The following is an 11,188-nucleotide window of genomic DNA, read 5'->3' on the forward strand; positions in this document are numbered from 1 at the left end:
ACGGGGCATCCAGGACGCCGTCGTGGAGCAGCCGGGCCCGGATCGAGAGTCCGCCGTTGTCCCAGCCCTCACGCTCGAGTTCTTTGCGGGCCGCCACGATCAACCCGGTCATCAACTCCGAGGTCCGCGTCGGGCTGGACTTGGGTGCACGCGAACGCGGCACCAGACCAGCCAGACCCTCCTCGGCGAAGCGGCGCCGATACACATAAAACCTGTCCCGGCTGATCCCCAGCTCGGCACACACTCCAACGACCGTGGCACGCCCAGCAGCAACCTCGGCGAACACAGCAGCAAGCCTCTGCTCCATCGTGACTACCTTCTGGCCCATCAACGAACACTCATCGATCGACCGATCAGTGTCCGGGATGTCCTGTCACCGACATGTCAGGGATGTGCTGTCAGTTGAGACACGGTATGCCACGCCCCAGGGGGTGCGTGAGCACAGAAGTGGTGCGGCATATCAAAAGCGGTGCGGTACGGCGTGCAGCCGCGAAAGGTCGTGCGGGGGCGGCACTCAGGCCCGCACCACTTCCGTGTTCACGCACCCGATATGGCACACCCTAGGGGGTGCGGCGGCGCGGAAGGGTGCGGCGGTGTGGAAGGGTGCGGCGAACCAGAAGTGTTGCGGCGGAACGGGAGTGGGTCAGGGGGTGGTGCGGGCGGTTTGGAGGGCGGCGGAGTAGGCGGCGAGGGCGCTGGGCCAGAACTGGTCGAGGTAGTCGCGGGCGTCGCTGAGGCCGCGGGGGTCGAGGGAGTAGAGGCGGCGGGTGCCCTCGGGGCGCATCAGCACCAGGCGCGCCGCGCGCAGCACCCGCAGGTGCTGGGAAACCGCGGAGCTGGTCACGCCGGTGAGTGCGGCGAGTTCGCCGACCGAGCGCGGGGCCTGCGGTAATGCCTCGAAGATGGCCCGCCGAGTCGGGTCGGACAACGCCTCGAGCGCACGAACTCCATTAGTCGCCACTTAAACAGTGTGATCAACTGGCGACCGCACGGTCAACTCGGCGCATTACGGAATTCCCCAAGGTGAGCACGCGAGGCGCGCCGCCTCGTTACCCATTCGTGACCAGCGAACTGGGCTTTCGCACCTCTGTGACGGTTGCCACAGGATTGCGGAGTCGCTGTTCACCTCCCGTACGTTCATCTCATGCCCGTGACCGTTCCGTTATCTTCACGTCGGGGCGCGACCCGGACCCGGCGCCACCGCGCCGCCACCCGCGCGGTGGCCGTGTCCGCCGTCGTCAGCGCCTCGCTCGGGGTGCTCGCCGCCGCCGATCAGACCGGCGCCGGCCACCTGACCGCCGGCGCCCGCGCCACCGCCGACACCGAGGTGGCCACCCAGGCCGCGTTCACCGCGTTCACCCCGCGCGAAGCCCAGATGCCGCAAACCGTCCCGGAGAGCGTCGTCTGGGAGCAGCATCGCCTGGCCGTGGAGGCTGCGCGGCCCAAGACCGTTCGTCCCATCGCGGGCATCCTCACCTCCACCTTCGGCATGCGCTGGGGCGCGTTGCACGCGGGCCTCGACCTGGCCGACGCGATCGGCACGCCGATCGCCGCGGTCACCGACGGCGTGGTGATCGAGGCCGGACCGGCCAGCGGCTTCGGCATGTGGGTGCGGGTGCAGCAGGACGACGGCACCATCGGCATCTACGGCCACGTGAACGACATCCTGGCCACCGTCGGCCAGCAGGTCCGCGCGGGCGACATCATCGCCACCGTCGGCAACCGCGGCTTCTCCACCGGCCCGCACCTGCACTACGAGATCCACACCGCGGGTGGCGAGCCGATCGACCCGCTGCCCTGGCTCGCGGGCCGCGGCATCGACATCCTGCGCAACACCCCGTAGTCCCACCCCTTCGCGAGTCGATGAGGGGCTGGCGAAACCCCGGAGCGGTTCGGCCGCGATCGCGTCAACGGTGACGCGATCGCGGCCGAACCGCCTCGGTGCTCAGTACCCCGGTACTAGACGCGACGCCGGGGGTACTAGACGCGAATAGCGCTGCGGCGGGACGTCTTCCACGGGTTCGGCTTCCTACCGTCGGTGCATGGCTACCACAGATCTGGCCGCCGGGCCCGGCGCACCGACGCCGGGGAACCGGCCGCACCCGGGCGCCGCCGGGCTCGTCCGGACCGCCGCCCGCCTGCATCGTCCGCTCATGGTGTCGGTCGCCTTCATGGCCGCCCTCGCCGTCGTCTCCGCGATCGGCATGCTGGCCGACGACCGGCAGCTGCTCGGCGAGTCGGTATGGCTCAAGCCGTTCAAGTTCGGCCTCGCCTTCACCCTCTACAGCGCCACCCTCGCGTTCCTGCTGTCGTTGCCGCACAAGGGAAGTCGCGCGACCTGGTGGCTGGGCACGGTGTTCGCGATCACCGGTGTGCTCGACGTGGGGTTCATCGCGGTGCAGGGTGCGCGCGGCACGTTCAGCCATTTCAACAACGTCGACACCGACCCGGTCAATCAGATCGGCCAGCAGATCTTCATGTCCGGGGTGCCCGGCCTGTTCCTGGCGAACCTGCTGATCGCGCTGATCCTGTGCTGGCAACGCCTGGTCGACCGGCCGACCGCGAGCGCGATCCGTTTCGGACTGCTCTTCGCTGTGGCGGGCATGGCCATGGGGTATCTGATGGGCTTCACCGGCAAGCAGTTGGTGCGCGACGCGGACGGCAAGGTCGTCGAATTGATCGCGGGCCATACCGTCATCGATCCGGCGCTGCGCGACCTGTCCCCGCGCGACGCGGCACCGGGCATGCCGCTCACGCACTGGAGCACGATCGGCGGCGACCTGCGCGTCCCGCATTTCGTCGGACTGCACGGCATCCAGGTGCTGCTGCTCGCGGTGCTCGTGCTGGCCTGGTCGGCGCCGCGCTACCGGTGGCTGCGGGCCGAACGCACCCGTGCCGCGGTGATCGGCGTTCTCGGCCTCGGTTACACCGGGGTGCTGGCCATCGTGTTCACCCAGGCGATGCGCGCCCAGTCGCTGGTCCACCCGGACGCCACCACGCTGCTGGCGTTCGGCGGCGTGCTGGCGGGCGTCGGGGTGCTCCTCGGCGGAATCTATCTGCGCCACCGGCACACCGCGTGAGATGAGCCGGTCAGTGCCCGGTCCCGCTCAGCGCAACGGTTCAACTCAGCGCAACGGTTGGACTCAACACCGCCACCCGACCCAGCCCAGCGGACCCGCCCAGCGCAGTCGACCCGCCCAGCGCAACGGTTGGACTCAACACCGCCATCCGACTCAGCCGAGCCGTCCCGACCCGCCCAGCCCAGCGGACCCGCCCAACCCAACCGACCCGCTCAGCGCAGCCGTTCGGCGTCGCGGGCCAGTTCGACCAGGGCTTTGCCGAGGGTGGCCAGTTCCTCGTGCGAGGCGCCCTCGTCGATGGCGATCGCGACGTCCTCGGCGGCGCAGCGGGCGGCGAACCAGCGATCGGCCAGGTCGGTGGCCTCCTGGGCGCTGAGCACCACGGAATCGTCGGGGATCCCGGTGCCCTTCAGGCTGTTGCGATGCTCGTAGGCTCGCTGACGACACGACTGCCGGCAGTACCGGCGACGACGGCCTGCCTCCGACTCCACGATCTCTCGCCCACACCACAGGCAGGACAGTTGACGAGAGTGACGACGATCAGAGATTGAACACACCCCCCTATCGAGAAGTCAGGCAGGACAGCAAGCGGCGCGACATGACGCAGAACCTTAACGGTTCGGCGGGCACGGACCGGTCAGCGACCCTCATCGAACCCGCCGACCACGGGCGTGGCGAGGCCCCCGCGCCGGTGCGACTACAATGGAACGGTTCCGCGGCCGCGACGGGAACTATCGGCGCAGGCCCGTACGTTGTACCTGAGGTCGAGCACGAGAACGTTCGTCCGGACCCGGTCGCAGCAACAAGACTCGAGCACACAGGGAGAGGCACACCATGGCAGATCGCGTACTCCGGGGCAGTCGGCTCGGAGCGGTGAGCTACGAGACCGACCGCGACCACGACCTGGCGCCGCGTCGGATCGCCCGGTACCGCACCGACAACGGGGAAGAGTTCGACGTCCCCTTCGCCGACGACGCCGAGATCCCGCCGACCTGGCTCTGCCGCAACGGTCAGGAGGGCATCCTGATCGAAGGCACCACGGTCGAGACCAAGAAGGTCAAGCCGCCGCGCACCCACTGGGACATGCTGCTGGAACGCCGCAGCAAGGAAGAGCTCGAGGAACTCCTCAAGGAGCGTCTCGACCTGCTCAAGACCCGCCGCCGGGTGTAAGCGACACCGCAGAGGCCGTCCGCATCACATGATGCGGGCGGCTTTCGCATTCCGAGCCGGGCCCCGCCCATCGAAAGGGTGTCCGTACCAACAGATTCCCGGTACAGAACGAACTCGTCGCGGAACTCGTGCGTGGGCGGCGCGGCCCTCCCCCAGTTGGCCGAGTGGGCGCGCGGAAAGGCCGGCTCCGCCGCGAAAGCCGTGGCGCCGCAGGGAAATACCTGAGCCCGTCGGCTGGTTGACCCGGAGATCACTACCGGAACCGGGGCGGAGGCGAGCATGAGTTATCGGCGGCTCGCCACCCGCGAGGTGCTCGCGTGGTCGCTTGTGTCACTTGCCGGAAAGCTGCCGATCGCGATGGCACCCCTGGGCCTGGTGTTCCTGGTCAGGTCGACCCCCGGCGGATATGCGCTCGGCGCGGTGCTGTCCGCCGGGTACGTCCTCGGTGAGGTCATCGGGGCGGCAGTGCAGGGAATGTGGTTGCGTCAGCATCGGATCCGACCGCAGCTGGCCGCCGGTTTCGCCGTCGGGGCCGTCGCGTTCGCCGGGCTGGCGTCGAGCGGTTCGGCTCCCCCGCCACTGTTGATCGGGCTGGCCTTCCTCGCGGGGTTCGGTCCGGCCGGATCGCCCGGTGGGATGCGTTCGATGCTGATCGGGCTGGTGTCCTCGCCCGACGTGCCCCGCGCGCTCGGCGTCGAAGCGATGCTCACCCAGGTGATCTGGGCTGCCGCGCCGGCGCTGGTGGTGTCGCTGGCCACGGGCCTGTTCCCCGCGGCACCGCTGACGCTCGCGGCGATCGGCGCCGCCGCCGCGGCTGTGCTCATCTTCCTGTTGCCCGGACCGGCCGCGGCCACGGTGGAGCAGGCCGAAGGTGGTTGGCGCGCAGTCCTATCCGGTTGGCCGATCTACCTGACCAGCGCCGCGGCGATGTCGCTGCTGGCCACGGCCGAGCTGGTGTTGCCCGCGCTGCTGGAGTTCCGGGGCATCGAAGTGCGCTGGGCCGGGCCGATGCTCACCGCGTTCGCCGTCACCGGTGCGGTGGGCGCGTTCTGCTACGGCCTGCGCGAGTGGCCGGGGACCGTACGGGGGCAGGCCTTGGTCCTGCTCGTCGTCACCGCGGGTTGCGTTGCGCTGGTGGCGATCACGCCGGGGCTCGGGATCGCGGTCGCGCTCGCCGCGGCGGGACTGTTCCAGGCGGCGGTGATCGTCGCCCGCAATCTCGCGCTGCGCGCCCAGCTGCCCGCGCACCTGCACGCCGCGGCCTATTCGGTGATGTACGCGGTGGGCGGTATCGGCTACGGGCTCGCCGCCACCGTGTCCGCCGTGGTCCTCGCGCACACCGCGCCGAGCAGCGCCATCCTCGGCGGTGTCGTGATCACCCTCGTCTTGACCGCGATAAGTGCTCTGGCGGAACGATTCTCGGCTTCGGCGGCGCAGCGGTCGGCACCGGTCCGGACCGCTTCGTGAGCAACGAGACATGGTGGCGGCGAAACTCCTTGTGCCGCCGCCACCATGTCTCGCTGATCACGCGGGACGCGGCCGCCAGGGGTGCTGCAGCAGGGACTGCCAGGCACCGGCCCACGGGAATCCGGCGGCGGCCTGCGCACCCGTGGCCGGTTCGTGCGGCGGATCCTCGGCCAGCACCGTCACGCCCCATTCCGACAGCTTCCGGATCGCCTCCCCGATCGGCGGAAAGTTGATCAACGCGCGGTTGGCGAAGGGCACCGCGACCACGGGCAGGCGCAGCCCGACCGCTTCCACCAGCAGGCCGAGCGGCAGCGTGTCCGAGATCCCGGCGGACCACTTGGCCAGCGAGTTCGCCGTGATCGGCGCGACGATCAGCCCGTCCGCCGGCGGCAGCGCGTCCGGCGCTTCCGGCTCCTTGTACTGGCTGCGCACCACGTGTCCGGTGCGCGCCGCGAGCCCGTCGGCGTCGATGAACCGCAACCCGTCCGGCGAGGCGATCACGCAGACCTCCCAGCCGTCCACCTGCGCCAGATCCACCAGCGTCCCCACGTCCCGCGCCACCGACGAACCTGTCACTATCGCGTACAGAACCGGGCGCCCCTGTTCATTCATCCCCCCATCGTGTCAGCAATCATCGCCGCGAGTGTGGTGGCACCGCACCGCAACGGCTCCGCACCTTTCCCACGCCAGGCGAAAGGGACGGAGCCGCTGCGGTTTTCAGATCACTACTGGGTCAGGAAGTTCGCGATCAGACTACTTGCCATCTCGGGCATCCCGTTGTTCTGCTTTTCCGCGGCGGTCATCACGTCGTAGTGCCGATAGCCGGGAATGATCTTGGCGTTGGCGGGCAGGATGCCGCCCCAGCCCGCGTTCTGCAGCGGCGAATCACCCGAGAGCAGCGTCAGATTGCGCCGCCCCGCCGGCGTGCTCTGCCAACGATCACCGTGCAGCAGGAAGTTCAGGATGCCGCCGGTGCGGTTCTGCAGCTGGCGCAGTTCACCGTCGCGGCCGAGGCCGAGCGCGAAGATCATGTCGGTGATGATGCGCACCGGCGTGTACTCCTCGAAGAAGTCCGTGGGCTGGCGACCGGGGTTCATCGCCCGCGCGAACTCCACGATATCGGTGACCTCGTGATCCCGATCGGTCGGCTGCCCACGGACCGGATCGATGCCGTCGATGGTGGCTTCGGGCATCTGGTCGTAGTTCTTCCAGCCGCACAGCTGGTTGCGATCGGCCGGGGTGTAGTTCTGGCCGAACCCGACCCGCTGCGGAATGACGAACAGGTTCGGCCCGAGGATCGGCACCGAACCGAGTCCATTGGGCACCGGGTACGTCTTACCGGTGGTCGGGCAGTCGTAGTAACCGAGCCCGGCCTGCATGACGTATTCCGCCGAGTTCTGATCGAACAGCATCCCCAGCGCGGCCCGGTTGGTGAGCCGGAAGTCCCGCGGCAGGTTGTTGCCGGTGAACAGATCCAGATAGTCCTTGCCGTACATGAGCCGCATCCACGGCTCGGTGCGCAGATCGACCGGCACCAGATTCTTCAGATCGCTTTCCTCGTCCGGTTTCTGGTCCGCCGCCATGCCCGCGAGGTAGTAGACGTTCATGATCTCGCTGGCCGCCGTGACCGGCCACTGCGCGGTCCCCAGACCGTTCTTCAACAGCAGATCGACACCGTTGCGGACGGCGCCGCCCACCGCGGAGAAGAACGCGTCCAGCGGTGGCGCCCCGGCGAAGCCCGCCGGATCGGTCATGGCGAATCCGTCTTCGGGGACGATGCCGCGACCGCACAGGCTGTAGCCGGCGTCCTCGGTGGTGGCCGGATTCTGATCGAAGTCCCACGCCATCATCGGGCCGGTGAGGAAGGCGCCCAGCGAGTGTCCGCCACAGGCCATCTTGTGCCGGTCGGCCGGGTCGGGCAGCAGATATTCGATCACCGCACGCCAGTCGTCCATGGTCAGCGCCAGACCGTATTCGCCGAGGTAGTTCAGATCCTGCGACGTCTGGTACCGGTAGGTCTTGCCGTCGATCGGCTTGCCGTGGAAGTAGTAGTCGGCCGCGACGTGGTAGTCCCCGGCCTGCTCGGCCGCGACCCACCCGGTGCGGTCCTCGGCACAGTTGGCCCGGCGATCCAGCGAAATGTATTCCACGGACTTGCCGTTCGCCGCGGCCTTGCGCACGACCTGCGGGCCTTGCGGATTGTTGTTCGCCGCACCGGAGAACGTGCCGGGCTGCACGCTGAGCAGCGCGTCCGCGTCCGACGACTGCTCCGGCCCCTTCTTGGACCGGTAGCGCACGAACGAGATCCAGTCACAGGCTTCGGGATGGGCCATCGTGGAATACGGGCTCGGGTAGTGCAGCCGGACATAGGTGGCTTCGACATCGTCGCCGAAGCTGGGATCGGTGAAGGGGGTGACCTCGGCGCTGTCGGCGCCCCGCGAAACCACCGGGGCGGCAACGGAAGACGGGACAGGCAGGCCGACGACGAGCAGTACCGCCGTGACCGCCAGCGGAATTCCGACGGACAGCGACACTCTGATGCGACTGGTGAGCTTCATGACTCCGCTTTCGGTGAAATGTGGTCAGCCAAGGGTTTTGAGGAAATCGGCCAGGGTCTGCGCGCTGGCGTCGGCTTTGCCGTCGTTCTGCACCCGCGCCGCGCCGATCGTGTCGACGTGGCTGTAGCCGGGCAGGGTGACCACCTGTGCGGTCGGACCCGGCGGCACGACCATGCCGAAGCCCTGCTGCACGAAACCATCACCGGCATAAGCGATGTAGCTCGGCTTGGTGCGGGCCATGTTGTGGTAGCGCAGGTTCGTCATGTCACCGCTGCGGGCGCCGCCGTAGCCCGCGCCGATGTCGATGAAGAGCCGGGCCGGAAGATAGGTCTCCCAGTACGCGTACGGCGAACCCGTGCCGAGTTGCCGTGCGGCGTCCCGGATATCGGAGGCTTCGTGGTTCGGCGAGGTGTAGGGCACTCCGCGTACATCGTCGTAGTTCCGCCAGGTGTAGAGCACATTTCGATCGGTGGGCCGGACGCGCGGCTGCGGACCCGCGATCACCCGCAGGAACCCGCCGAGCAGCGGCACCTGGGTGACCGAGCCCGGCACCGGGAAGGTCTTCTCCGCCACCGGCCCGCCCGCGATCGCGCCGACTCCCTGCTCCCACAGTGCGAAGTTCGCCGAGTTGTTGTCGATCAACTCGCCGAGCAACGCGGTGTTGGTGAAGCGGAAGTCCCGGATGGTGCCCGAGCCGTCCGCGCCGTTGGTGGCGAAGGACACCGGCGATCCGGAGTACAGATAGTCGAGCGTGAGGTCGATATCGAGATCGTGCGGTAGATGCGCCATGAGCTGGCTCTCCGCATCCGGTTCCAGGTACGCGGCAAGCCCGGCCAATCGGAGGATCATGAACGTCCGACCCCCGACGACGGGCACCGAAACGAGCGAACGGGGCAGTACACCGACATTCGCGACCGCTTTCACGACATCGTTGGTCGGGCCGACGATGGCGTTGGTGATGTCGTGCAGGAACGGCGTGTTCTGGATGGCGACCGGATCGGAGGTGATCGCCGTATCCTGCGAGGCGAACGCGGCGCACTGCTGGTAACCGGCGTCGTTGGTGGTGGCCGGATTGCCGTCGAAGTCCCAGTCCGCGAAGAACCCTTCGACCAGCCCGCCGAGTGAGATGCCGGTGCACACATATTTCTGCTGCCGGCTCGCCTGCTCCGGGATCTCCGACAGCATCATCTCGTATTGATCGCGGACGAACCGCTCCATGCCCATGGCATCGAGCACCGCCAGCTGCGACGAATCCTTGAAGCCGGGGAACACCTGGCCGTCGAGCGGCTTGTGGTTGAAGTAGTAGTCGACCGCGTCGAGGTAGTTGCCCGAACGCAGCGCGTAATCGAACCCGAACGACTCATCGAGGCACTGGCTGCGCCGCGCCAGGGCCCAGAACTCGACGTTCTGGCCGTTCGCCCGCGCGGCGACGACGGTGTTCGCGGCCACGCTGTCGGAGTTCACCGCGCCGCCGTTCGCGCCGGGCTGTTGCACGATCACCTTGTCGGCGTCGGCGGAATGTTCCGGGCTACCGACGGCCCGGTAACGCAGATATCCGGTGCGATCGCAGGCCGCCGGATGCGCGGCCGCCCCCGCGGGCAACGGCAGGAAATAGCTGACCTGCGACACGATGACCCCGTCGCGAACGGCGAGGACCTCCTCCTGGCGATCGGTCGCCTGGGTGACTGGGACAGAGTCGTCCGCCGACGCGACGCCCACCGGCACCACCAGGCTTGCCGCGGCGGTCACGGCACCCACGAGCACCGACCAGCGCAGGGCGGCACGTACCGGATAGCTCCGGTGAATCAAGGCATCCAAAGCCACTGACCGGCTCCTTTCGTTCCATTCGACGGACGCGACGCGGACAGCCGGGTATCATCGACCGCTTCGTCGACGATGAGCACACCATCCGTGCCAGACAGCCAGCTATTGGCAATCGCCCAGAACATTCCGATCGGCAGTAGTGCAGATGCAAGGGACCCGGCCGCAACCTGCGGATTCGGCGTCACGAGCCGCGGCGAGTGCGGCCGGAAAACGCCAGAGGCTCCGCCGCCAGGTGGATGAACAACCTGGCAGGCGGAGCCTCGGTGGAACTCGGGACGTCTAGTGGCTGGCGACCTTGCGGTAGCGCAGCAATGCCAGCGGCATGGCCACCGCGAGGATGACGAGCGAGCAGGCGATGGCATACCCGACGCAGTGGTCGGCAGCCCATCCGGTGGGCGGTGCGAACGACGGCGGCGCGTCGTTGTCGAAGAGCTTGCGACCCGCAGCCGAGACCGCGGTGATGGGGTTCCACTCGGCGATGGTGCGCAATGGACCCGGCAGCGTCTCCGCCGAGATGAAGGCCGAGGAAATGAACGAGAGCGGGAACATCCAGATCAGCCCGGCACTCTGCGCCACCTCCACGGTCGGTGAGATGAGGCCGGTGAGCGCGCCGACCCAGGACATGGCGAAGGCGAAGAGCAGGATGATGCCGAACGCGAGCACGGCGTCGGCGATGCCGCCGTTGATCCGCCAGCCCACCAGATAGCCACAGCCGACCATGACCGCGACGCTGAGGATATTGACCACCAGGTCGGACAGCGTGCGTCCCATCAGCACGGCCAGCCGGGACATCGGCAGGGTGCGCATCCGGTCGATGATGCCCTTCTGCAGGTCGCCCGCGAGGCCGACGGTGGTGAACGCCGCGTTGAAAGCGACTGTCTGGGTGAAGATTCCGGCGAGCAGGAATTCCCGGTACTGACTACCACCCAGCGAGGCGCCGAAAATGTAGGCGAACAGGAACACGAACATCAGCGGCTGGATGGTGGCGGTCACCAGCAGGGTCGGCACCCGCAGAATGGTCAGCAGGTTACGGTAGGCGACGATCGCGCTGTCCCGGAAGATTCGCAGCCGTGGCCCCGAATCGACCTG

The 11,188-nt window shown here is 68.2% G+C and carries 11 protein-coding genes; 4 read left to right on the plus strand and 7 right to left on the minus strand.

What is annotated here, in order from left to right; genetic code table 11:
* On the minus strand, positions 1-244 hold a 244-nt coding region (locus tag NVU01S_RS43595; protein WP_209444860.1), incomplete at its 3' end, for a helix-turn-helix domain-containing protein.
* A gap of 399 nt (positions 245-643) precedes the next feature.
* Positions 644-961 (minus strand): ArsR/SmtB family transcription factor, encoded by a 318-nt coding sequence (locus NVU01S_RS27195; RefSeq protein WP_043678135.1) that lies wholly within the window; start codon positions 959-961, stop codon positions 644-646.
* Between the two features lie 183 nt (positions 962-1,144).
* Here NVU01S_RS27195 and NVU01S_RS27200 point away from each other — a divergent pair, with 183 nt between their 5' ends.
* Together NVU01S_RS27200 and NVU01S_RS27205 are read left to right on the plus strand one after the other, a co-directional pair.
* Positions 1,145-1,843, plus strand: a complete 699-nt coding sequence (locus tag NVU01S_RS27200; protein WP_244467442.1) for a M23 family metallopeptidase — start codon at positions 1,145-1,147, stop codon at positions 1,841-1,843.
* Between the two features lie 199 nt (positions 1,844-2,042).
* On the plus strand, positions 2,043-3,080 hold the full coding sequence (locus NVU01S_RS27205; protein ID WP_043678133.1) for a hypothetical protein: 1,038 nt from the start codon (positions 2,043-2,045) through the stop codon (positions 3,078-3,080).
* A gap of 212 nt (positions 3,081-3,292) precedes the next feature.
* Here the strand turns inward: NVU01S_RS27205 and NVU01S_RS27210 are convergent, their stop codons facing one another.
* Positions 3,293-3,628, minus strand: coding sequence for a hypothetical protein (locus tag NVU01S_RS27210; RefSeq protein ID WP_081869103.1), 336 nt, complete (start codon positions 3,626-3,628; stop codon positions 3,293-3,295).
* Positions 3,629-3,914: 286 nt separating this feature from the next.
* Between NVU01S_RS27210 and NVU01S_RS27215 the strand changes: the two genes are divergently transcribed.
* Both NVU01S_RS27215 and NVU01S_RS27220 read left to right on the plus strand, forming a co-directional pair.
* Complete coding sequence (locus tag NVU01S_RS27215) at positions 3,915-4,250, plus strand: RNA polymerase-binding protein RbpA (RefSeq protein ID WP_014986090.1); 336 nt, start codon at positions 3,915-3,917, stop codon at positions 4,248-4,250.
* A 279-nt stretch (positions 4,251-4,529) separates the two neighbouring features.
* The gene (locus NVU01S_RS27220; protein WP_043678131.1) at positions 4,530-5,717 is read left to right on the plus strand and encodes an MFS transporter; all 1,188 of its coding nucleotides are present in this window, start codon (positions 4,530-4,532) and stop codon (positions 5,715-5,717) included.
* Positions 5,718-5,774: 57 nt separating this feature from the next.
* Here NVU01S_RS27220 and NVU01S_RS27225 read toward each other — a convergent pair whose 3' ends face one another.
* The 4 genes from NVU01S_RS27225 to NVU01S_RS27240 form a co-directional block, all read right to left on the minus strand.
* The gene (locus NVU01S_RS27225; protein ID WP_043678128.1) at positions 5,775-6,329 is read right to left on the minus strand and encodes a flavoprotein; all 555 of its coding nucleotides are present in this window, start codon (positions 6,327-6,329) and stop codon (positions 5,775-5,777) included.
* 113 nt (positions 6,330-6,442) lie between these two features.
* Complete coding sequence (locus NVU01S_RS27230; protein ID WP_043678126.1) at positions 6,443-8,275, minus strand: hypothetical protein; 1,833 nt, start codon at positions 8,273-8,275, stop codon at positions 6,443-6,445.
* Between the two features lie 24 nt (positions 8,276-8,299).
* On the minus strand, positions 8,300-10,099 hold the full coding sequence (locus NVU01S_RS27235) for a hypothetical protein (protein WP_244467440.1): 1,800 nt from the start codon (positions 10,097-10,099) through the stop codon (positions 8,300-8,302).
* 279 nt (positions 10,100-10,378) lie between these two features.
* The gene (locus NVU01S_RS27240; protein ID WP_043678149.1) at positions 10,379-11,161 is read right to left on the minus strand and encodes an ABC transporter permease; all 783 of its coding nucleotides are present in this window, start codon (positions 11,159-11,161) and stop codon (positions 10,379-10,381) included.
* Positions 11,162-11,188: the final 27 nt, after the last annotated feature.

The organism is Nocardia vulneris (genome assembly GCF_001613425.1).
Classification (GTDB): Bacteria; Actinomycetota; Actinomycetes; order Mycobacteriales; family Mycobacteriaceae; genus Nocardia; species Nocardia vulneris.

Coding starts and splice junctions, on each gene's coding strand:
- NVU01S_RS27200 (WP_244467442.1), top strand. CDS start 1,145: ATGCCCGTGACCGTTCCGTTATCTTCACGTCGGGGCGCGACCCGGACC.
- NVU01S_RS27205 (WP_043678133.1), top strand. CDS start 2,043: ATGGCTACCACAGATCTGGCCGCCGGGCCCGGCGCACCGACGCCGGGG.
- NVU01S_RS27215 (WP_014986090.1), top strand. CDS start 3,915: ATGGCAGATCGCGTACTCCGGGGCAGTCGGCTCGGAGCGGTGAGCTAC.
- NVU01S_RS27220 (WP_043678131.1), top strand. CDS start 4,530: ATGAGTTATCGGCGGCTCGCCACCCGCGAGGTGCTCGCGTGGTCGCTT.
- NVU01S_RS27225 (WP_043678128.1), bottom strand. CDS start 6,329: ATGAATGAACAGGGGCGCCCGGTTCTGTACGCGATAGTGACAGGTTCG.
- NVU01S_RS27230 (WP_043678126.1), bottom strand. CDS start 8,275: ATGAAGCTCACCAGTCGCATCAGAGTGTCGCTGTCCGTCGGAATTCCG.